Here is a 22,701-nt window from a genome sequence, read left to right as displayed (position 1 = left end):
CTTCGACGATTATTCTTCGTCGCCGCCGACATCGCCGATGATGTCGGTCACGTCCTCGTCGCCTTCTTCCTCGTCGGCGATGAAGGTGGAATCATCATCCTCGTCGTCGTCGAGGGTCTCGTCGATCTCGATGTCGTCCTCGGTCTCAGGCACGACGGCCTTGACCTTGCCGGTGTTCTCCTCGGCATCGGCCTCCTCGAGCGACACCAACTCCTCGGCCTCGGCGGGCTCGACCACGTCGGCCGCCGCAGCGGCACGCGCAGCCTCGCCGCGCATCGCCCGGGTCGGAGCCACGGGCGCGATCGGCACGACCTCGCCGGTGTAGGGCGAAATCACCGGGTTCTTGTTGAGGTCATAGAACTTTTTGCCCGTCGTCGGGCAAATGCGTTTGGTTCCGAGCTCGGATTTGGCCACGTGCAGGCGTCCTGGCAATGTCTGAAAAGCGGTGTCTCACTTGGCTAGTTGCCGCGCCGCTGTCAATAGCGCTGTCAACGGGAAAATCACCGCTCGTGACGGAGGGCGGGGGCTGTGATACCTGCCGCGTCCGAAACACGAGGATCCTGCCGTGAGCACGTCAATCGCCCCGACTCCCCTGGAATCACGCGCCTCCGGGCCCCTCTCGGGCACGATTCGCGTGCCCGGCGACAAGTCGATCTCTCACCGGGCGCTGATCCTGGGAGCATTGTCGGTCGGCGAGACCCGAATTTCCGGCCTGCTCGAGGGCGAAGACGTCCTCAACACCGCCCAATCGATGCGGGGCCTGGGTGCGAAGGTCGAACGCACCGGCGACTTCGCGTGGACCGTCCGTGGCGTGGGGGTCGGCGGCTTCGCCCAGCCGAGCGCGCCGCTCGATTTCGGCAACTCCGGCACCGGCTGCCGGCTGGTGATGGGCGCCGTCGCCGGCTGCCCGATCTCGGCCGTTTTCGACGGTGATGCCTCGCTGCGCAGCCGCCCGATGCGGCGCATCTTCGACCCGCTGGTGCTGATGGGCGCCAAGGTCACCGCTATCGCCGAGGGCGGCAAGCTGCCGTTGACCCTGCAGGGGGCCAGCAACCCGGTCCCGATCGAATACCGCACCCCCGTCGCCTCGGCCCAGATCAAGTCGGCCGTGCTGCTGGCCGGCCTCGCCGCGCCCGGCGTCACCACGGTGATCGAGCAGGAGGCGAGCCGCGACCATACCGAACTGATGCTGAAGCATTTCGGTGCCGAGATCGTGACCACGCCGGAAGGCGCCCACGGCCGCCGCATCGCGCTGACTGGCCAGCCGGAGCTAACAGGCGCGCCGGTAATCGTGCCGGCTGATCCGTCGTCGGCTGCGTTCCCGCTGGTCGCCGCGCTGATCGTCGACGGCTCGGATCTCGTGCTGTCGGACGTGATGACCAACCCGCTGCGGACCGGCCTGTTCACGACCTTGCGCGAGATGGGGGCCTCGATCGAGGAGGACGACGTCCGCGGCGATGCCGGCGAGCCGATGGCCCGCCTGCGCGTGCGCGCCTCCAAGCTGCGCGGCGTCGTGGTGCCGCCGGAGCGGGCGCCGTCGATGATCGACGAATATCTCGTGCTGGCGGTCGCCGCCGCCTATGCCGAGGGCACGACCGTGATGCGCGGCCTGCATGAGCTGCGCGTCAAGGAATCCGACCGGCTGGAGGCCACCGCGGCCATGCTGCGTGTCAACGGCGTCAAGGTCGAAATCACCGGCGACGATCTGATCGTCGAGGGCAGGGGCCATGTGCCGGGCGGCGGGCTGGTTGCGACCCACATGGACCACCGCATCGCGATGTCCGCGCTGGTCATGGGCCTCGCGTCCGACAAGCCGGTCACCGTCGACGATACCGCCTTCATCGCCACCAGCTTCCCCGATTTCATCCCGCTGATGTGCAAGGCGGGCGCGGATTTCGCATGATCATCGCCATCGATGGCCCGGCTGCCTCGGGCAAGGGCACCATGGCCAAGCGTCTCGCGGCGCATTACGGCCTCAGGCACCTGGATACGGGCGTGATCTACCGGGCCGTCGCGCATGCGCTACTGACCGCCGGCATCGATCTCAAGGACGAGACGCGGGCGGCGGACGTCGCCATGGCCCTGGATCCCTCGACCTTCGACAACCCGGCGCTCAGGTCGCACCAGGTCGGGTCCGCGGCCTCCGTGGTCTCGGCGTTGCCGAAAGTGCGCGAGGCGCTCGTGGCTTTCCAGCGTCAGTTCGCGAGCCAGCCGCCCGGCGCCGTGCTCGACGGCCGCGACATCGGAACCGTGATCTGCCCGGATGCCGAGGTGAAGATCTACGTCGTCGCCGATCCCCGCATCCGGGCGCATCGTCGCACCCTCGAGGCGCTTTCGCGTGGGGAACCGGCTGACGAGGCGGCCATTCTGGCCGACATCCTGGCGCGCGACGAGCGTGACCAGAACCGGGCCGTCGCGCCTTTGAAACAAGCCCCGGATGCTTACTTGCTTGACAACTCCCATTTGGATATAGAAGGCGGCGTCCGGGCCGCCATCGATATCGTCGAGGCCGTTCGAGCGGGCCGCCAGCGGGTTTGATTTCCGCCGGCGTCATTGGAGGAATGCCCGCTCCCGCCCTTGACCGTCGATAGCTCGATTGCGGTTCAATCGAGTCCGATCATCCGGACGCACTTCATACGTATCGCATGTGCAGGCACTGCCGGCCCGCGTCGTTTGCGCTTATCGCGCATCGCGCGGACGTCTGGGGATTTGTGGACCTCCAGGCACTGTCCATTCGATGCGCCGATCAACCCAAGCTGGCGAGAATGTCCGCATCTGGAGAACAAATGGCTTCGAGTACCTCTGCTTCTTCCTACAATCCCAGCCGCGATGATTTCGCCGCGATGCTGGACGAGTCCTTCACCAAGGGCAACCTGCAGGAAAGCTCCGTCGTCAAGGGCAAGGTTGTTGCGATCGAGAAGGACATGGCCGTCATCGACGTCGGCCTGAAGACCGAAGGCCGCGTGGCGCTGCGCGAATTCGCCGGGCCCGGCCGTGACAGTGAATTGAAGGTCGGCGACGAGGTCGAGGTGTTCCTCGACCGCATCGAGAACGCGCTCGGCGAAGCCGTGCTGTCGCGCGACAAGGCGCGCCGCGAAGAGAGCTGGGGCAAGCTCGAGAAGGCGTTCCAGAACAACGAAAAGGTCAACGGCGTCATCTTCAACCAGGTCAAGGGCGGCTTCACCGTCGATCTGGACGGCGCCGTGGCCTTCCTGCCGCGCTCGCAGGTCGACATCCGTCCGATCCGCGACGTCGCGCCGCTGATGAACAACTCGCAGCCGTTCCAGATCCTCAAGATGGACCGCCGCCGCGGCAACATCGTCGTGTCGCGCCGGACCGTGCTGGAAGAGACCCGCGCCGAGCAGCGCCAGGAGCTGGTGCAGAACCTCGAAGAGGGTCAGGTCATTGACGGCGTCGTCAAGAACATCACCGATTACGGTGCGTTCGTTGACCTCGGCGGCATCGACGGCCTGCTGCACGTCACCGACATCGCGTGGCGCCGCGTCAACCATCCGACCGAGGTGCTCAGCATCGGTCAGACGGTGAAGGTCAAGATCATCAAGATCAACCACGAGACGCACCGCATCTCGCTGGGCATGAAGCAGCTGCTCGACGATCCGTGGCAGGGCATCGAGGCGAAGTATCCGCTGCAGGCCCGCTTCCACGGCCGCGTCACCAACATCACCGACTACGGCGCGTTCGTCGAGCTCGAGCCGGGCATCGAAGGCCTGATCCACGTCTCCGAGATGTCGTGGACCAAGAAGAACATGCACCCCGGCAAGATCGTGTCGACCTCGCAGGAGGTCGAAGTGCAGGTGCTCGAGGTCGACAGCGTCAAGCGCCGCATCTCGCTCGGTCTCAAGCAGACGATGCGCAATCCGTGGGAGGTCTTCGTCGAGAAGCATCCGACCGGTTCGGTGGTCGAGGGCGAGGTCAAGAACAAGACCGAGTTCGGCCTGTTCCTGGGTCTCGAAGGCGACGTCGACGGCATGGTCCATCTGTCGGATCTCGACTGGAAGCAACCCGGCGAGCAGGTCATCGACAACTACAAGAAGGGCGACATGGTCAAGGCCGTGGTGCTCGACGTCGACGTGGAGAAGGAGCGCATCTCGCTCGGCATCAAGCAGCTCGAAGGCGATCCCTTCGCCGAGCCGGGCGATGTCAAGAAGGGCGCGGTCGTCACCTGCGAAGTGCTCGACGTCAAGGACGGCGGCATCGACGTCAAGATCACCGGCACCGACTTCACCACCTTCATCAAGCGCTCCGAGCTGGCGCGCGATCGCAACGACCAGCGCACCGAGCGGTTCGCCGTCGGTGAGAAGGTCGATGCCCGCGTGATCCAGTTCGACAAGAAGGCCCGCAAGGTGCAGGTGTCGATCAAGGCGTTGGAAGTCGCGGAAGAGAAGGAAGCCATCGCGCAGTACGGCTCGTCCGATTCGGGCGCCACGCTGGGCGACATCCTGGGCACCGCGCTCAAGAACCGCGACTCGAAGTAAGCCTTCGGTTCGCGTGATCAGATCAAAGCCCCGGCGAAAGCCGGGGCTTTTTTTGTTCCAGCGAAGCAGAGATACGCGCTCTGTTCCGGGCGGATCGGCCGTCCGGCCGCTTCGCCGCAAGCCTTCCTTTCTTCAAATTGCGCCGCGATTGATGTAATCGGATAACGAGATATTCAGGCTGCGGATGCAAAACGCGCCGAGACTTCCAGGAGCTGTCCATGTCGCTTGATTCGGATGTGATCGTCGATCGCCGCAGGCTGCGCCGCAAGCTGACGTTCTGGCGCGTCGTCGCCGTGCTGATTGCGATTGCGGCTCTTTCCGCCATCGGTCTGGCGATGTCGCCGCGCGGCCGCACCGCGCTCTCGACCTCTGGCTCGATCGCCCGCGTCAATATCGAGGGCCTGATCCGCAGCGACCATGAGCGCGTCGCGGCGCTGGAGCGGCTGGAGAACTCCTCGGCGGAAGCCGTCATCGTTCACATCAATTCGCCGGGCGGCACCACCGCCGGCTCCGAGCAACTCTACGACTCGCTGGTGCGATTGAAGGCGAAGAAGCCGTTGGTCGTCGTCGTGGAAGGCCTGGCGGCGTCCGGCGGCTATATCGGCGCGATCGCTGCCGATCACATCGTCGCGCAGCAGAGCTCGCTGGTCGGCTCGATCGGCGTGCTGTTCCAGTATCCGAATGTCGGTGAGCTGTTGAAGACGGTCGGCGTGAAGATCGAGGAGGTCAAATCCTCGCCGCTGAAGGCCGCCCCCAACGGCTATGAGCCGACCAGCCCGGAAGCGCGCGCGGCGCTCGACGCCCTGGTCAAGGATTCCTATGCCTGGTTCCGCGGACTGGTGAAGGACCGCCGCGCCATGAACGATGAGCAGTTGGAGAAGGTGGCCGATGGCCGCGTCTTCACCGGCAGGCAGGCGATCGAGCTGAAGCTCATCGACGAGCTCGGCGACGAGAAGGCCGCCGTCGCGTGGCTCGTCGCCAACAAGAACGTCAAGAAGGACCTTCCGGTGCGCGACTACAAGCTCACGCCGCGGTTCGGCGATCTGACCTTCCTGCGAACGGCGACCTCGATCGCGCTCGATGCCGTCGGCCTCTCCGGGATCGCCCGCCAGATCGAGCGCACCGGCGTGGTCCAGGCGGTCGATCGGATTGGTCTCGACGGCATGCTCGCGCTCTGGACGCCCGCGCCGGGCAATTGAACCCGCCAAGACCATCCTCAGGGCGATCTTCCCGTTTTGCGTGTGCCACGGCGAGGCCCCGTACCGGGCCTCGCAACCCGATTCATGGCCGCGATGAATGATTTAGCGTCTTGACAGTCCAGCATATTTTCACGGAAATGGGACTTGTCTCCCCGGGTACATTTTCTCGATGATCAAATCCGAGCTTGTTCAGCGTATCGCCGAGCACAACCCGCATCTCTACCAGCGGGATGTCGAGAACATCGTCAATGCGATCCTCGATGAGATCGTCGCGGCGCTCGCCCGCGGTGACCGCGTCGAGCTGCGCGGCTTCGGCGCCTTCTCGGTCAAGCATCGGCCGGCCCGCGCCGGGCGCAACCCACGGACCGGAGCTCATGTCCCGGTGGACCAGAAGAGCGTCCCGTTCTTCAAGACGGGCAAGGAAATGCGCGAGCGGCTGAACCGGGACAATCCCGCCGGCGCCGCGGCTGACGACGCCGACGATTGAAGCATCTCGCGCCGGCCGTGCTAATCGTCTGCGGCTGATTTCGAGGCGAATCCGGCCTGACTGACACGAGCGAGCGCATGCGAAAATTCTTCACTGTCGTGGTCGTCCTTCCGCTGCTGGTGCTGTTCGTCATCTTCGCGGTCGCCAATCGGCATTTCGTTACCGTATCGTTTGATCCCTTCAACGCGACTGATCCGGCGCTCTCGGCGTCGGTCCCGCTGTTCGCCTTGATCATCGCCGTCGCGATCCTGGGCGTGATCGCGGGTGGCTGTGCCACCTGGATCGGCCAGCGCCGCTGGCGGCGGGCCGCGCGCCGCCATCAGGCCGATGCCGAAGCGGCCCGCGCGCAGGTGGCGCAGTTGAGCGCCGCGGCGCGTGCAAAACAGGGCTCTGCGCAATCTCTGGTTCCGGCTGCGCCGGCGCGGCTTTTCGCCCCTTATGGGCGAGACAAGCAGGGCGCCGCGTTGTAGAAGGCGCCAAAGCTTGGCGGCCTTCGAAGCCGCCGGCTTCTGGTGATCCTTTCCGCCCGGACGTGCGTTGTTCATCGATGTCCCTGATCGTCAAAATCTGCGGCCTGACCACGCCCGACACCCTCGCTGCGGCGCTCGACGCGGGCGCCGACATGGTGGGCTTCGTGTTCTTTCCGCCGTCCCCACGCCATGTCGGTCTGACGGCCGCGCGTGAGCTGGGTCGTGACGTCAGGGGCCGTGCGCTCAAGGTGGCGCTGACCGTCGATGCCGACGACGCGACTGTCGAGAACATCGTCGAGACCCTGCACCCCGATCTCTTGCAGCTGCACGGACGTGAAAGCGTCGCGCGCATCCGTGACCTCAAGCAGCGCTTCGGCCTGCCCGTCATGAAGGCCATCCCGGTCGCGACCGCCGCCGATCTCGCGCCGCTGGCGGGCTATGCCGATGTGTGCGATCGCATCCTGTTCGATGCGCGGGCGCCCAAGGATGCGACCCGCCCCGGCGGCCTCGGTGCCACCTTCGATTGGCGTCTGCTACAGGGCCTGAAGCTCGATCGCCCGTTCATGGTCTCTGGCGGCCTGAGCGTCGACAACGTCGCCGAGGCCGTGCGGATCACCTGCGCGGGCGGCGTCGACGTGTCATCGGGCGTCGAGCGGGCGCCGGGTGTGAAGGATTGCGACATGATCCGGGATTTCATTCGCGCGGCGCGGGCCGCTGAAGAGTTGAGCGTTCAATGACGACAGCCATTCCCAATTCCTACCGCAGCGGTCCGGACGACCGCGGTCACTTCGGCATCTTCGGCGGCCGCTTCGTCGCCGAAACCCTGATGCCGCTGATCCTCGATCTGGAAAAGGCCTATGCGGAGGCCAAGGCCGATCCCGCGTTTCATGCCGAGATGAACGGCTATCTGAAGAACTACGTGGGCCGGCCCTCGCCGCTGTACTACGCAGAGCGCCTGACCGAGCATCTCGGCGGCGCCAAGATCTACTTCAAGCGCGAGGAGCTCAATCACACCGGCTCGCACAAGGTCAACAACGTGCTCGGCCAGATCATGGTCGCGCGCCGCATGGGCAAGAAGCGCATCATCGCCGAGACCGGCGCCGGCCAGCACGGCGTGGCGACGGCGACGCTGTGCGCGCGCTTCGGTCTCGATTGCGTCGTCTACATGGGCGCGGTCGACGTCGAGCGGCAGCAGCCCAACGTGATCCGCATGGAGATGCTCGGCGCCAAAGTGGTGCCGGTGCAGTCCGGTGCGAAGACCCTGAAGGACGCGATGAACGAGGCGCTGCGTGACTGGGTCACCAACGTCCACGACACGTTTTATTGCATCGGTACCGTCGCCGGCCCGCACCCCTATCCGATGATGGTGCGCGATTTCCAGTCGGTGATCGGCAACGAGACGCGCACGCAGATGCAGGAGGCCGAGGGCCGGCTGCCGGACTCGCTGATTGCCTGCATCGGCGGCGGCTCCAATGCGATGGGCCTGTTCCATCCGTTCCTCGATGATCCCTCGGTCGAGATCTATGGCGTCGAAGCGGCGGGCCACGGCCTGACGCATCTGCACGCCGCCTCGATCGCCGGCGGCCGCCCCGGTGTGCTGCACGGCAACCGCACCTATCTGCTGATGGACGAGGACGGGCAGATCGAGGAGGCGCATTCGATCTCGGCCGGTCTCGATTACCCCGGCATCGGGCCAGAGCATTCCTGGCTGCACGACGTCGGCCGCGTGAACTATTTGTCGGCGACCGACGAGGAGGCGCTTGCGGCGTTCCAGTTGCTGTCGCGGCTCGAGGGCATCATTCCCGCGCTGGAGCCGGCGCACGCGATCGCCAAGGTGATGGAGCTCGCGCCGAAGAAGTCGAAGGACCATCTGATGGTGGTCAACATGTCCGGCCGCGGCGACAAGGACGTGCCGCAGGTGGGCGACATCTTGCGAGGAAGGGCCAAGGCATCGTGACCAGCCGGATGGATGCGCGCTTCGCGCAATTGAAGCAAGAAGGCCGCTCGGCGTTCGTCACCTTCGTGATGTCAGGCGACCCTGATCCTGAAACCTCGCTCGCGATCGTCAAGTCGCTGCCGCAGGCTGGCGCTGACATCATCGAGATCGGCATGCCGTTCACCGATCCGATGGCCGATGGCCCGTCGATCCAGGCGGCGGGTCTGCGCGCGCTCAAGGCCGGCATGACCTTGAGGAAGACGCTGCAGCTCGTGCGCAGCTTCCGCGAGGGCGACGCGGCGACGCCGATCGTGCTGATGGGCTACTACAACCCGATCTACATCTACGGCGTCGACAAGTTCCTCGATGATGCGAAGAGCGCCGGCGTCGACGGCCTGATCATCGTCGACCTGCCGCCGGAGGAAGACAGCGAGCTGTGCATTCCCGCCCTGAAGGCCGGGCTGAATTTCATCCGGCTGGCGACGCCGACGACCGATGACAAGCGGCTGCCGGCCGTGCTCGCGAACACCTCCGGCTTCGTCTACTACGTCTCGATCACCGGCATTACCGGCGCGGCGGCGGCGGACTCCTCCGCCGTCGGTGCCGCCGTGGCCCGGATCAAGCGGCATACGGCGCTGCCTGTCTGCGTCGGCTTCGGCATCCGGACACCGGAGACCGCCCGCGCCATCGCCGCCAATGCCGACGGCGCCGTGGTCGGCACCGCCCTGGTCGACGCGCTCCGCGCCAGCCTGGACGCCGAGGGACGCGCGACCGCCAAGACCGTGAGCGCCGTCGCCGATCTGGCCGCTGCGCTGGCAAGGGGCGTGCACGGGGCGCAACAGGCCGCGGAATAGGCCGTCAACCACTATTCGACCGGGCGTCGCGGCCGTCTTGCCGTGACCACGCCGTCCCGCCATATATCCGGGCGACCGCAACACGGAGCGACACATGAACTGGCTTACCAACGTGGTCCGGCCGAAGATCCGCAACATCCTGCGCCGCGAGACGCCGGAGAACCTCTGGATCAAGTGCCCGGATTCCGGACAGCTCGTATTCTACAAGGACGTCGAGGCCAACCAGTTCGTCATTCCCGGCTCCAACTACCACATGCGCATGGGCGCGGTGGCGCGGCTGAAGTCGATGTTCGACAACGAGACCTGGTTCGACGTCGCGCTGCCCGAGGTGACGCCCGATCCGCTGAAATTTCGTGACGAGCGCCGCTATGCCGACCGCATCAAGGATGCCCGGGCGCGGACCGGCATGAACGATGCGGTCAAGGTCGGCTTCGGCAAGCTCGAAGGCATGGGCGTTGTCATCGCCGTGCAGGATTTCGATTTCATGGGCGGCTCGCTCGGCATGGCCGCGGGCGAAGCGATCGTGCGTGGCCTCGAGCTCGCGGTCGAGAAGAAGTCGCCGTTCATCGTGTTCGCGGCCTCCGGTGGCGCGCGCATGCAGGAAGGCATCCTGTCCTTGATGCAGATGCCGCGCACGACGGTGGCCGTGCAGATGCTGCGCGAGGCCAAGCTGCCCTACATCGTCGTGCAGACCAATCCGACCACCGGCGGCGTCACCGCGTCCTACGCGATGCTCGGCGACGTCCACATCGCCGAGCCCGGCGCGCTGATCGGGTTCGCCGGCGCCCGGGTGATCGAGCAGACCATTCGCGAGAAGCTGCCCGAAGGTTTCCAGCGCGCTGAATACCTCCTGGACCACGGCATGGTCGACATGGTCGTGCATCGTCATGACCTGCGCCCGACCCTGGCGCGGCTGTGTCGCCTGCTGACCAAGGCGCCGGCTGTCGAACACGCCAAGCCCGCGCCGCAGCTGCCGCCGCCGGCGAAGGCCGTTGAGGCGGCGGATGCGCCGGCGGTCGCGCCGACCGCGTGAACGATCTCGCCAAGTCACCGCCCTCGCTCGACGAGTTGATCGCGCGGCTGTCCGTGCTGCATCCGAGCAAGATTTCGCTCGGGCTCGAACGCATGCACCGGCTGCTCGGCCAGCTCGGTCATCCCGAGCGCAAGCTGCCGCCGGTGATCCACGTCGCCGGCACCAACGGCAAGGGCTCCACTGTCGCCTATCTCCGTGCCATGCTCGAAGCGGCGGGCCTGCGCGTCCACGTCTTCACCTCGCCCTGGCTGGTGCGCATCAACGAGAGCTATCGGCTCGGCAAGGTCGGCGGCGGCGTCCTCGTCGACGACGAGGCGCTGATCTCCGCGCTGCTGGAATGCGAGCGGGTCAATGCCGGCGCGCCGATCACCTTCTTCGAGGTCAAGACCGTCGCGGCGTTCGTGCTGTTCGCGAAGCATCCGGCCGATGTCGTGCTGCTCGAGGTCGGCCTCGGCGGCCGGCTCGATTCCACCAATGTGCTCGAGCAGGTCGCAGCGTCGGTGCTGACCCCGATCGGCATGGACCACATGGAATTTCTCGGCGACACCCGCGCGCTGATTGCGGCCGAGAAGGCCGCCATCATCAAGCGCGGCTGTCCGGTGATCTCGGCCGCGCAGGAGCCCGATGCCATGGCCGTGATCGAGCGTGAGGCCAGGCGCCAGCGCGCGCCGTTGTTTGCCGCCGGCGAGAGCTGGCACGTCAGTGTCGAGCGCAACCGGCTCGTCTATCAGGACGACCGTGGTCTTCTTGATCTTCCGGCGCCAAAACTGTTCGGCCGGCATCAGTTCGACAATGCGGGCCTCGCGATCGCAACCTTGCGCGCGGTCGATCAGTTCAAGCTCACCACCAAGGCGTTCGAGGACGGCATCGTCGGCGCTGAATGGCCGGCGCGCATGCAGCGGCTGTCGAGCGGTGCGCTCACCGCCATCGCCCCGCAGGGCGCGGAGATCTGGCTCGATGGCGGCCACAACGCGGACGGCGGCCGCGTCGTTGCGGCGGCGATCGGCGACCTCGAGGAACGCGTGTCGCGGCAGCTCGTCGTGATCGTCGGGATGATGGGCAATAAGGATGCGGCGGCGTTCCTCGCCAATTTCGCGGGCCTGACGCGGCACATCATCGTCGTGCCGATACCCAATGAGAGCAAGGCGATGGCGCCGGCTGATCTGGCCGCCGCCGCGCGCACGCTCGGCATGCGCGTCGAGATCGCCGATGGCGTCGCGTCCGCGCTCGCCAGCATCGCGCGGCTTGCCTATGAGGTCCCGCCGCGTATCCTGATCACGGGGTCGCTCTATCTCGCAGGGCACGTGCTCGACCTCAACGGCACGCCGCCGACCTGAGGGGAATAGCGCATGCGCTTTGCCGCGATCGCAGACGTCCACGGCAACCATCTCGCGCTCGAAGCCGTGCTGGCCGACATCCGGACGCAAGGCGTGACCGAGATCGTCAACCTCGGCGACATGGCCAGTGGTCCGCTCGACGCGCGCAAGACAATGGACTTGCTGGTGCCGCTCGACGCGATGCATGTGCGCGGCAATCATGACCGCTGGCTGATCGATCGGCCGCCGGAGAAGATGGGGGCTTGGGAGCGACCCGCCTACGCCCAGCTCGAAGCTGATCATCTCGACTGGCTGCGCGCGATCCCGGCAACCGCCGTCTATCGGGACCAGGCCTTCCTTTGTCACGCGACGCCCGACGACGATAACGTCTACTGGCTCGAGAGCGTCGCTCAGGACGGTGCGATCACTTGCGCGCCGCTCGATGCAATCGAGAAACTTGCCGCTGATATCTCGCAGCCGCTGATCCTGTGCGGCCATACGCACACGGCCCGCGCGGTACGCCTGCGCGACGGGCGGCTGATCGTCAATCCCGGCAGCGTCGGCAGTCCCGGCTATTCCTACGACGTGCCGCATCCGCATGTCGTCGAAGCGGGCACGCCCGATGCGCGCTACGCGATCCTGGAGCAGCGGTCGGCCGGCTGGAGCGTGACCTTCCGCCACGTGCCCTATGATCACCAGGCCATGGCCGCGCTCGCGCGCGCCAATGGTGACGGCGAGTTTGCCGCTGCGCTCGCGACCGGTTGGATCCGCTGACCTCACGCGAGCAGCTTCAAGGGATCAGCAACCTTCTGCCTGAGCTGCTCGAAGGTGCATTGCCGCGGTGACTTGTCGGGGCGCCAGCGTAGGATCGAGGTGCCGTGGCGAAAGCGCTCGCCGGAGAAATGGTCGTAGCAGACCTCGATCACCAGCTTCGGCTTCAGCGGACACCATTCCGCCGAGCGCTCGGTCGACCACCGGCTCGGCCCGCCCGGCGCATTGCCGGTGAAGCCGGGCGGCGAGATCAGCGGCTCGAGCTTGTCAGTCAGCGCGGGCTTCTCCTCCTTCTTGAGCGCGGAGGTGAAGCCGACGTGGTGCAGCAGGCCGTCATCGTCGTAGAGCCCGAGCAGCAGCGAGCCGACCAGCTTGCGCCCGTTGGCGCCCTTGTTGGTGGCGTAGCGGAAGCCGCCGATCACGCAGTCGGCTGAGCGGTAGCGCTTGATCTTCTGCATGCCCTCGCGGTTGCCGGCCTGGTAGGGCAGGTCGGTCCGCTTGGCGATCACCCCGTCCGAGCCGCCGCCGGACTGCGCCAGCCAGTCTTGCGCGGTCGCGAAGCGCGTCGTCGCCGGCGACAGCCGGAACGTCGGATGATCCGCGAAGTTCGCTTTCGCGAACGCCTCCAGCGCGGGCCGCCGCTCGTGCAGCGTGTGCGTCACTAGCTCCTTCTTGCCACTCGCCAGCAGATCGAAGGCCAGGAACAGCGCCGGCGTCTCCACCGATAGCTTCTTCACCCGGCTCGCGGCGGGATGAATCCGCTGCAGCAATGCATCGAACGAGAACGACTTCGCCTGCGGCACCACCAGCTCGCCGTCGAGGATGAAGCTCGTCGCCTCGAGCTCGCGCGCCGCAGCGACGACCTCGGGGAAGTAGCGCGTGAGGTCCTCGCCGGCCTTCGACTGCATCGTCACCGTTGCGCCGTCGCGCGTCAGCAGGCAACGGAAGCCGTCCCATTTCGGCTCGTACTGCCAGTCCTCGCCGCGCGGGATTGCATCCACCGAGCGCGCCTCCATGGCCAGCAGGCCGGATTTGCGGGAGGGCGAGCGATGGGCGCGGGCGGGCATGGCGACATCCGAAAACGCTGACTCACACCCCTCAACGCGAACGGCCGGCGATTCCGCCGGCCGCTCGACAAAAATCACGGTTCTCGACGCGTCACACCGCCGACGAGATCCACTGCTGCAGCTTCGCCTTCGGCGCGGCGCCGACCTGGCGCGAGGCCATCTCGCCGCCCTTGAACACCATCAGGGTGGGGATCGACATCACGCCGTACTTCGAGGCCGTCTTCGGGCTCTCGTCGACGTTCAGCTTCACGATCTTGACCTTGTCGCCCATCGCGCTCGAGATCTCGTCGAGGGCCGGCGCGATCATGCGGCACGGGCCGCACCACTCGGCCCAGAAGTCGACCACGACCGGGCCGTCGGCCTTGAGCACTTCGCTTTCGAAATCGGCGTCGGAAACCTTGCCAACGGCCATGGGATTACCTCGTTCGGTTGGAGGGAGCGGCGCGGACGCGCCGCCTCAGCGTGGGTGTCAAAGTAGGAATGGCGTGATGCCGGGTCAAGCGGGCTCACTCAGACGTGCTGGGATGGCAGCATGGCGTCCAGCGCGGAGGCCGGAAGCTCCATGAATTCAGCGGCTTCGGTCCAGAGCAGGGCGGCCCGGACGGCGCGCCCGGGGTACAATTGGCTGAGCACGGCGCGGTACAGCGCGAGCTGCCGGACATAGGCTGGGGGCACCTCGGCCAGCTCCGCGGGCGGCTGCTGGTTGGTCTTGAAGTCGACGATCAGCACCTCGGCCTCGGTCACCACCAGTCGGTCGATCTGGCCGGAGACCAGCGCCGGCGGCTGGCCGGCCAGTGCGAGGCGGCCCACGATCGAGACTTCCGCCCGGCTCCCGGCTGCGAACACCGCGGCAAAGCGCGGGTCTTCGATGACGGCGAGCACGCGTTCCGCGAGACCCGCGCGCTCGTCGTCCGGCCAGTCGGCGGCATTGCGAATCAAATATCGCAGCGCGGCGTCGCGGCGCCGCTCCGGCAGCACGTCGGGCAGCGACTGCAGCAGGCGATGCACCAGCGTGCCGCGCTGCATCGCAAGACTGCGCGCCGCCAGCGATTCGCCCGTGCGCACCGGCCGCTCGTCGGCGGATGGATCGGACGGCCTGAGCACGGCGACCTCGCCGGGCGCCTCCACCGCCGCCGTGCGCAGCCAAGCCGGCAGCTCGACCGCCGTCCCCACCATGCGCCGCGTTTCGTCAGCAGCGGTTTCCGCGATGTCCTCGGCCCGCGCATAGCGCTTGACCGGTCCGTCTTCGGTTTCGATCACCTCGACCTGCAGCTCCGCGGCATCGAGCCCGCGCGCCATCAGGTCGTACCAGCTGCCGCCGCGGACGTTGTTCATGTTGCCCGGCATGCAGCCGCCGATGACCAGCCGATCCGCGGCGCGGGTCATCGCGACATAGAGCAGCCGGCGATACTCGTCCTCGGTCTCCTTGAGCATCGCCACGCGTGCCGCCGCGACGGCTTGCGGATCGTCGGCCTTGCGCCCGGCCCAGACCACGATCTCCTGCTCGCCATGCGGCACGTGGATCAGTCGCAGCCGCTGCGAATCCGCCGGCGACGAGGTGGTGTCGACCAGGAAGACGACGGACGCCTCGAGGCCCTTGGCACCGTGCACGGTCATCACCCTGATCTCGTCGCGCGAGATCTCCATGTCGCGCTTCACCTCGGTGTCGGCGGCGCGCAGCCAGGCGACGAAGCCCTGCAGCGAGGCCGGCGCCTTGCGCTCGTAGGACAGCGCGAGCTCGAGGAATTCGTCGAGGGCGTCATTGGCCTCGTGACCCAGCCGCGCCAGGATGCGTCGCCGGCCGCCATCGCCGCCGAGCAGCCAGGCATAGAAGGCGAACGGCGTGTCCTCGGCGGCACGGCGCTCGCATTGCTGGAGCCGGCGCACCACGCCCTGCAGCCGCTCGTCGTCAGCCGCATGTGCGGCGAGCGCCTCGCGCAACGACCCGCGGCGCTGCCAGGCGAGCTTGAACAGATCGTCGTCGTCGAGCCCGAACAACGGGCTCTTCAGCGCGGTCGCCAGCGCCAGATCGTCCTGCGGCAGCAGCAGCGCGTCGGCGAGGTTCATCAGGTCGATGATCGCGATGTGCTCGGTCAGCTTCAGCCGGTCGGCGCCCGCCACGGGGATGCCCGCGTGCTTGAGCGCCTGGATCACCGCGTCGAACGCATTGCCACGACGGCGCACCAGGATCAGCATGTCGCCATAGCTCAGCCGCCGTCGCGCGCCGTCATGGCCGGTCATCGTGCCCGTCGAAATCAGCCGCTTGATCTCGGCCTGGATGCGCCTGGAAAGCTTGACCTCGGGGCTGGTGACGGAGACGCCGTCGAACGGCGCGCGCCAGCCCTCGATCTCCTTGCGGTCATCGCGCTCGCACAGGCTCCACAGCTCGACCATGCTCGGTCCGGCATCGGTCAGCGCGTTGTGGATGGGATGGCCGATGTCAGGCGAGTGAATGCTGCTGTAGACGTCGCGCTCGCGGAACACGTGGTCGACCGCGTGCAGCACCGTCGGCCCGGAGCGGAACGAATAGGTGAAGGACACCGGATCGAACAGCAGCCCGGCATCGGTGAAGCGCTTCTGCAACTGGCGCCTGCGCGCATCGAACTCGTGCGGGTCGGCGCCCTGGAACGAGAAGATCGACTGCTTCTCGTCGCCGACGGCGAAGATCGTGCGCGTCAGCCCGTCGCGCGCGCCGGCGCCTGCGGTGAACTCCTCGATGATGTGGGCGACGATGTCCCATTGCCGTGGGCTCGTGTCCTGCGCCTCGTCGATCAGCACGTGATCGACGCCGCGGTCGAGCTTGTAGTGCACCCAGCCGGCGGAGACTCGGTTGAGCATTGCCAGGGTCTTGTCGATCAGGTCGTCATAGTCGAGCAGGCCGCGTTCCTCCTTCTCGCGGCGATAGTTCGCAGCCGCCGCGGTCGCGATCTGCAACAGCGCCTCGGTGCGGTCGCGCACGACCGCCGCGCGGCGCTTCTCGATCAGGCGGTCGAGCCGGCGCGCTTCCGATTCGAACAGGCCAGCGATGCCGGGATTGGCGTCGGCAAACTTCTTGGTGAGCAGGGACTTCCGCGGCTCCTTGTCCTCGGTCAGGAATACGTGGAGATATTCATCGACCTGATCGGCGCCCGAGAACGCCAGCGCCGCGCGCAACTGCTCAGCCTGCTTCTGGTCGGTCTTGGCGCCGCCGTCGAGCCGGCCGGCGATGTCGGTCCAGTCCCTCAGTGGCAGATTGGGGCCGTCGACAATGTCGCGCTCGATGGCTTCCAGCGTCTCGTCGGCGCCGATGCCGAGCACCTCGCCGAGCTGTTGCGCCGCGACCTCGACGCGCCCCGCGCCATCGGTCCAGGCCATGAAGTGATCGCGGCTGAGACAGGCGTCGCGCACGACCTCCTTGAAGGTCGAATCCGCCGCATTGGCCATCGCCACCTGCAGCGCGCGGCCGACCGCGCTGTCGGGCGCCCGCGCGGCGTCGAGCAGCACCTTGAGATTGGCGCGCTCCATCATCTCGGTCTGGTCGCGCTCGTCGAGCACCGAGAACCGCGCCGGCACGTTGGCCTCGAACGGGAACTGCTGCAGCAGCCGCGTGCACAGCGCGTGGATGGTTTGCACCTTCAGCCCGCCCGGCGTCTCCAGCGCGCTGGCGAACAGCTTTCGCGCCGACGCCCGCAGCTTCTTGTCGGGGTTTGGGATGCCGGTGGATTGGATCGCGCTGTCGAGCGCGTCGTCGTCGAGCGTCACCCAATGGCCGAGCGTCGAGAACACGCGCTCGGCCATGTTGGCGGCGGCCGCCTTGGTGAAGGTGATGCAGAGGATCTTCTCCGGCGGCACGCCGTCGAGCAGCAGTCGGATCACGCGTTGCACCAGCACATGCGTCTTGCCCGAGCCGGCATTCGCCGACACGAAGGCCGACGCCGCCGGATTCGACGCGCGCGTCTGCGCGTCGCGCACGGCCTGCGGAATGGGGCGGGGCGCCTTCACCATTCTTCGACTCCCAGTCCGCCGGCCGCCGACCATTCCTTGATGCGGGCGAGGTCGTCATAGCTGCCGTAGCGGTTCGCCCACATCGACAGGTTCAGCGAGGTGTAGCCTTGATTGACATCCTCGAAGCTGCGGATCAGTGCTTCGAGCTTGGCGCGCGCCTCCTGCGCGGCCTGGTCCGGGTGCTGCGGCGTGTCGCTCTTGTTGATCTTCAGCTCGAGGATGCGCTCTTCGCCTGGCGGATTGTTGCCGGACAGCCTGACATAAACGAGCTGACTGATCATGCTGCCGGCCGGGATGCCCTCGAAGCCGCCTTCGCGCAGGATCGCGGCTTCGAGTGTGAGCTGCGGCGACAGCCCCATGCGCACCTGCTTGGCCGTCGGCGGCTGGCCAGTCTTGTAGTCGAGAATGGCGTAGGTGCCCTCGGCACGCTGTTCGATGCGGTCGGCGCGCGCCGACAGGATGAAGGTGCGGCCCTGATCCAAGGGAATGCCGATCTCGCCGCGGATCTCCGCGGTGATGGCGCCGATCTGCGCGCGCCGCGCGGTCTCCCACGCCGCGAACCAGCCGGCGATGCGCTGGAAGCGCGGCCACCACAATGCCCGCGCCTCGGGCCGCTCCATCAGCGGCGCAAAGTGTTTCTCGCCGATGACGCGCAGCGCATGCGCCGGATGCAGCGGCAGGGCATCAGCATAAGTCTGCGTGAATTCGCCGATCGCCTCGTGAATCGCCGAGCCGCGATCGGCCGCCGACAGTGGCATGTCGACGGGATCGAGCGGATCGAGCCGCAGGATGTAGCGCGCGAAGATGGTGTAGGGATCGCGCAGCCAGTCCTCGATGGCGGTCACCGACATGCGCAGCGGCCGTGCTGCCAGCGGCGGCTTCGGCGCCGGCTGTTCGACCGGCTTCACCGCGGCCGGCTGGTCGAGCACCTCGGCATAGCGGACGTAAGTCTCGCCGCGCGCGGTCGCCGCCTTCCAGCGCTCGGCGCCGGCGACGGCTTCGAGACGGTGCAGGAAGCGCGAGGCCACGGCCGGCGCGCCGCCGGACTTGGCGGCGTGCGTCAGGATCACCTCGGGCGCGCCGAGCAGTTGGGCGAAGTCGTGCGCCGACAGGCCGATGCGGCGCTCGGGCAGGTCGAGGCCGAGCTGATGCCGCATCGGGCGGCTGAGCCAGGGATCGATGCGCGGCGCCGGTGGCCACACGCCCTCGATCAAGCCGCCGATGATCATGCGATCGGCCTGCATCAACCGCGCTTCGAGCGGACCATAGATCTGCAATTGCGCACCGTGGCGCTCGGGGCGGCGCACCGCGCGATCGGAGAAGGCGGTATGGAACAGATCCGGATAGTCCGACAGCGGCGCCATCAGGCCGCAGCGCTCGCCGGACGCGAGCAGGTCGTCGAAGCAGCGCGCGAGCGCGGCGCCGTCGCGATCGGTGAAGGCGGTGCTGAGACCGACATCGTCGGTCGACAGCGCGATCAGCACCTCGCGATGCCGCGCGGCGAGCTCGGCGAAATCCTGCGGGCGCGGCGAGGCGAGGTTTTCGAGCGGCGCCAAGGCCGTCTGCAATTGCGCGATCAGCGCGCCGGCGCGGTCGAGCTGCTCGGGACTGAGACGCGCGCGCGGCTCGGCCTTGTGCAGCGATGATGCTTCGCCCTGGTGCAGCTTGGTGTGCTCGTCGCGGAAGCGCGCGAAGTCGCGCGCAAGCCCGCTGCTTCCGGCTTGTGGCCGCGTGCCGCGGAGCATGGCGAGCTCCAGCGTCTCGATGGCACTCTTCCAGCCATTCGCGGCGCGGCCGAGCCGGCACAGCGGATGCTTGAGCAGAGCCAGCAAGGTCGGCGGCTCCAGCCCGCGCGCTGCGGCTTCGGCGGCGAGGCGCGCGAAGATGCCGGCCGGCGTCTCCAGCAGCGCATCGCCGCCGGAATCGTCGAAGGTCAGATGCCAGCGCGTCAGCGCCGCCATCACGCGGCGCGCCAGCGCGCGGTCCGGCGTCACCAGTGCGGCCGACTTGCCGAGATGCCGCGCCTCGCGCATCGCGATCGCAATCGCCAGCGCCTCCATCTCCGGATTGGGGGCCGCGACGACAGCGAGATTGTCCATTGCTTCGGCGATGTTGGCGGCGATGTCGAACTGGCGCAGCCGCTCGTGCCACATCGCCGTCGCTTCCGACGGCCGCATCGCTTCGGAGATCAGCACCTCGCGGCCACCGCGGCCGGTTGGGGCGAGACGGACCACGTCGCGCCGCTCCAGGCCGAAGCGTTTGAGCAGCAGGTGCATCGCATATTGTGGATGGTTGACGGCGGGTGGCGTCAGCACGCGGCCGCCGCGATCTTTGCTGCCGCCGATCGAACTCCACGCGGTTTCGTCCAGATCGGTGTCGAGCCCCGGCAGCACGACAGCACCATGCGGCAGCTTCGCCACCGCCAGCAGGAACTTTGCCGTGGCCGGCATCGAGCCGGTGGAGCCTGCGGCAATGACGGGACCATCGGGTTGCGCCGACAGCCGCGCCGCTTCGGCCGCGATCAGCAGATCGCGCCGCGCCGCCGGCTCGATGCGCTCGATCTCCTGCAGATAGGCCGGCCACGCGGTCCGCGCGATACGCAGGAACTCGAGCGAATACTGCCAGTATTTGTCGAGCTGATCCGGCACCAGCGCGTCGAGCGCATCCCAGGACACGCCGCGCGTCACCATGTCGTCGATCAGCCGCGCCAGGTCGCCGGCCAGGGCCAGCGTCGAGGCGGGCCCGCCGATCACCAGCGGCGCCGACACCGGCGTCTTGGCCCAGGCCGCCACCAGCCGCGCCAAGGTGAGCCGGCGCTGCAGGTCGTCGAGCCGTTCCGGAATCTCCAGCGGCGCCGGCCCGAGGAACGCGTCGCGATCCTCCGCGAAGGCGAGCTCGTCCTCGTCGATGTCGCCGAGCGCCACGAGCCGCGGCAGCACCGCGGCATCGGTCTTCAGCTCGTCGAGGAACATCTCGCGCGCCACCCGCAGGGAGCGCCGCGTCGGCAGATACAGCGTCGCGGTCGCGAGCCGGGCGGGATCGCTGCGCGCCTCGAAGCCGTCGACCAGCCGGCCGTCGACCAGCGCCGCGATCACGCTGCGCAGGAACGGCGCCGAGATGGGAACGGTGAAGACGCGCATGGCCTGCGATTCGGGTTGCTCGAGGCGTCTATATAGGGAGCGATCGGCCGCAGGTCATATCGGGGGTGTGGATGGGTGTTGACAGGTGCGGCTGCCTAGAACTTGCGGGTAGGGCAGTTCGCGGCGTGAAGCGGCGGTCCGGGATGACGTTCGCCACTCGGGTGAAGTGAGCTGATCACGCGACCTCCGCATATTCGCCGTCGTCCCGGGCAAGCCTCTGACAGCGCGTCAGCGCTGTCAGAGGCGCCGACCCGGGACCCATAGCCCCAGGCTGATGTTTGTGGCGCGATGGTCATGGCTAGCCTACGCAACACGCCCCCCTGTGGATATGGGTCCCGGCTCTGCGCCCTGGCCTCGCTGCGCGATGCCAGGGCTTGGCCGGGACGACACTGAATATGAGGAAGCAGTTTCGCCCGATTCGCCATCTTAGGCAGGCCACCGACCGCGCCTCATGCGTCCTCATTTCCGCGACGCCGTCGCGCCCGAGTGATGCAAATCGTTCGCCCTCATCCGAAGCAAGGGCGCAGGGAAGGCCGGGCCTCGGCTGAGGCCCGTGGCCCCCGTGCGTGAAAGAGTGCACGGGGCAGGAACCACAGGTTCAGCCGGAACGACCCGGCCTTCCCTGCGCGACGGTGTTACGGCTTATACGTCCTCTCCTCGGTGTGCCGGCTTGTAGCCACCGTCGCCCGCGCGCGGCGTCAGCAGCGGCGCGAGCTTGGCATCAGCATCGGGATGCCGGGACCTTACGATTTCGCCGTCCTGCCCGAACCGTTCGTCCGCGTACCCGAAAGCACGCTGCGGTCCTGACAGGCCATCGCATCCCGCGCTCAACGTTCGTGACGATCGCGATACGCCCCTCGCAACGAGGCGGGATGCGCATCAGAGAACATGAATTCTGTAAAAGCGAAAGAAGAATTTTGTGCGCGTCGGATGCGACGAGCGAGATCAGATTGAATGTGCGGACGAAAATCGTTTCTCGACGCAGATGATTTGAGTGATCCCAGCGCAGGGTCGGCGCCGACGAGGCGGAGCAAATCGCGCAATGCACCGACTTGATTCGCCCGTCGGGCAGTCCGCTACGCCGCACTCTCCATCAGAGCCTCTTCCGCTTCCGCCACCGCGGCCGGCGTGCCGACATGCATCCACACGCCTTCGAGGCGGAGGCCGAACAGGCGGTCCTGCTCGTTCGCCTTGTCGAACATCTTCGTCAGCGAGAACTCGCCCGACGGCGCGCCATCGAAGATCGCGGGCGAGATGATGGCCGCTCCCGCATAGACGAACGGCACCACCTGATGCTCCCGGCGCTTGCGCAAGGTACCGTCGGCGAGCATCGCGTAGTCGCCTTGACCCGCGTAGCCGATCGAGGTCGCGGTCGGCGCCATCAGCAGCATGATGTCCATGCGCTCCGGATCGAACGCGTCGGCGAGACGCGAGAGGTTCTGGCGCACGCCCTCGATCCACATCGTGTCGGAGTTGACGTGGAAGAACGGCTCGTGGCCGAGCAGCGGCAGCGCCTTGACGACGCCGCCGCCGGTGCCGAGCACCTGGTCGCGCTCGTCGGAGATGATCACGCGGGGCGTGCTGCGCGCGGCCGTGTGCGCGATGATCTGGTCGGCGAGATAGTGGACATTGACGACGGCTTCGGTGACCCCGGCTTCGGCGAGGCGGTCGAGCACATGGTCGAGCAGCGGGCGGCCGGCGACGCGCACCAGCGGTTTGGGCATCGTCTCCGTCAGTGGGCGCATGCGCAATCCGAGACCGGCGGCGAGGACCATGGCTTTGTGCGGCTTGACGGGCATCTCAGGCAATCTCGATCAAAGGTGGTACGCACGAATCATACCACGCAAAAACATCTATCGTCTCGGTCGGTTGCGATAGCCCGGCGCGATGACGAATGTGCGACGGCGGCGCCGTCGTCCCGATGCAGGATGCCGCACGTGTCTCCCGG

18 protein-coding genes are annotated in these 22,701 nt (G+C 67.2%); 12 read left to right on the top strand and 6 right to left on the bottom strand.

The genetic code is table 11. The features are described 5' to 3' along the window. Positions 1-9: 9 nt before the first annotated feature. Positions 10-414 carry a TIGR02300 family protein gene (locus tag QX135_RS01705; protein WP_315741238.1) on the bottom strand — a complete coding sequence of 135 codons (405 nt, stop codon included), beginning with the start codon at positions 412-414 and terminating at the stop codon, positions 10-12. A 151-nt stretch (positions 415-565) separates the two neighbouring features. Here QX135_RS01705 and aroA point away from each other — a divergent pair, with 151 nt between their 5' ends. The 12 genes from aroA to QX135_RS01645 all read left to right on the top strand — a co-directional run bounded on the left by aroA (position 566) and on the right by QX135_RS01645 (position 12,565). Then, positions 566-1,903 carry a 3-phosphoshikimate 1-carboxyvinyltransferase gene (gene aroA / locus QX135_RS01700; protein ID WP_316180785.1) on the top strand — a complete coding sequence of 446 codons (1,338 nt, stop codon included), beginning with the start codon at positions 566-568 and terminating at the stop codon, positions 1,901-1,903. After that, a complete protein-coding gene (gene cmk / locus QX135_RS01695) occupies positions 1,900-2,538 on the top strand; it encodes a (d)CMP kinase (protein ID WP_315784873.1) in 639 nt (212 codons plus the stop codon). The genes aroA and cmk overlap by 4 nt, the downstream gene beginning before the upstream one ends. A 248-nt stretch (positions 2,539-2,786) precedes the next feature. Then, entirely contained in the window at positions 2,787-4,496 is a 1,710-nt protein-coding gene (gene rpsA / locus QX135_RS01690; protein WP_315741235.1) for a 30S ribosomal protein S1, read from the top strand. 218 nt (positions 4,497-4,714) lie between these two features. Further along, positions 4,715-5,695, top strand: a complete 981-nt coding sequence (sppA, locus tag QX135_RS01685) for a signal peptide peptidase SppA (RefSeq protein WP_315741234.1) — start codon at positions 4,715-4,717, stop codon at positions 5,693-5,695. A 169-nt stretch (positions 5,696-5,864) separates the two neighbouring features. After that, positions 5,865-6,182 carry an integration host factor subunit beta gene (locus QX135_RS01680; RefSeq protein WP_315716888.1) on the top strand — a complete coding sequence of 106 codons (318 nt, stop codon included), beginning with the start codon at positions 5,865-5,867 and terminating at the stop codon, positions 6,180-6,182. A gap of 77 nt (positions 6,183-6,259) precedes the next feature. Beyond that, entirely contained in the window at positions 6,260-6,652 is a 393-nt protein-coding gene (locus QX135_RS01675) for a lipopolysaccharide assembly protein LapA domain-containing protein (RefSeq protein ID WP_315750462.1), read from the top strand. Positions 6,653-6,729: 77 nt separating this feature from the next. Beyond that, a complete protein-coding gene (locus QX135_RS01670) occupies positions 6,730-7,389 on the top strand; it encodes a phosphoribosylanthranilate isomerase (RefSeq protein ID WP_316180787.1) in 660 nt (219 codons plus the stop codon). Then, on the top strand, positions 7,386-8,609 hold the full coding sequence (gene trpB / locus QX135_RS01665; RefSeq protein WP_316180790.1) for a tryptophan synthase subunit beta: 1,224 nt from the start codon (positions 7,386-7,388) through the stop codon (positions 8,607-8,609). The genes QX135_RS01670 and trpB overlap by 4 nt, the downstream gene beginning before the upstream one ends. Next, positions 8,606-9,442, top strand: a complete 837-nt coding sequence (trpA, locus tag QX135_RS01660; protein ID WP_315716892.1) for a tryptophan synthase subunit alpha — start codon at positions 8,606-8,608, stop codon at positions 9,440-9,442. Before trpB ends, trpA begins: the two co-directional genes overlap by 4 nt. A gap of 94 nt (positions 9,443-9,536) precedes the next feature. Next, complete coding sequence (accD, locus tag QX135_RS01655) at positions 9,537-10,475, top strand: acetyl-CoA carboxylase, carboxyltransferase subunit beta (RefSeq protein ID WP_315741229.1); 939 nt, start codon at positions 9,537-9,539, stop codon at positions 10,473-10,475. Continuing rightward, positions 10,472-11,812: a folylpolyglutamate synthase/dihydrofolate synthase family protein gene (locus QX135_RS01650; protein WP_315784861.1), complete on the top strand. Its 1,341-nt coding sequence runs from the start codon at positions 10,472-10,474 to the stop codon at positions 11,810-11,812. Before accD ends, QX135_RS01650 begins: the two co-directional genes overlap by 4 nt. Positions 11,813-11,824: 12 nt before the next feature. Then, complete coding sequence (locus tag QX135_RS01645) at positions 11,825-12,565, top strand: metallophosphoesterase family protein (RefSeq protein ID WP_316180793.1); 741 nt, start codon at positions 11,825-11,827, stop codon at positions 12,563-12,565. A gap of 2 nt (positions 12,566-12,567) precedes the next feature. On the opposite strand, the gene QX135_RS01640 is transcribed toward QX135_RS01645, so the two are convergent. The 5 genes from QX135_RS01640 to QX135_RS01620 form a co-directional block, all read right to left on the bottom strand. Continuing rightward, positions 12,568-13,578, bottom strand: a complete 1,011-nt coding sequence (locus QX135_RS01640) for an ATP-dependent DNA ligase (RefSeq protein ID WP_316180808.1) — start codon at positions 13,576-13,578, stop codon at positions 12,568-12,570. 142 nt (positions 13,579-13,720) lie between these two features. Beyond that, positions 13,721-14,041 carry a thioredoxin gene (gene trxA / locus QX135_RS01635; RefSeq protein ID WP_015663255.1) on the bottom strand — a complete coding sequence of 107 codons (321 nt, stop codon included), beginning with the start codon at positions 14,039-14,041 and terminating at the stop codon, positions 13,721-13,723. A 98-nt stretch (positions 14,042-14,139) separates the two neighbouring features. Further along, a complete protein-coding gene (gene addA / locus QX135_RS01630) occupies positions 14,140-17,613 on the bottom strand; it encodes a double-strand break repair helicase AddA (protein ID WP_316233915.1) in 3,474 nt (1,157 codons plus the stop codon). Next, positions 17,607-20,753 (bottom strand): double-strand break repair protein AddB, encoded by a 3,147-nt coding sequence (gene addB, locus QX135_RS01625; protein ID WP_315784853.1) that lies wholly within the window; start codon positions 20,751-20,753, stop codon positions 17,607-17,609. The genes addA and addB overlap by 7 nt, the downstream gene beginning before the upstream one ends. Before the next feature lie 1,076 nt (positions 20,754-21,829). After that, positions 21,830-22,552, bottom strand: a complete 723-nt coding sequence (locus QX135_RS01620) for a nucleotidyltransferase family protein (RefSeq protein ID WP_315778422.1) — start codon at positions 22,550-22,552, stop codon at positions 21,830-21,832. Between the last annotated feature and the right edge of the window lie 149 nt (positions 22,553-22,701).

Origin of the sequence: Bradyrhizobium sp. SZCCHNR1098, assembly GCF_032489375.1 — a bacterium.
Classification (GTDB): domain Bacteria; phylum Pseudomonadota; class Alphaproteobacteria; order Rhizobiales; family Xanthobacteraceae; genus Bradyrhizobium.
The sequence above is the reverse complement of the archived record's forward strand: the minus strand, read 5'-3'. Positions and strand labels throughout refer to the sequence as shown.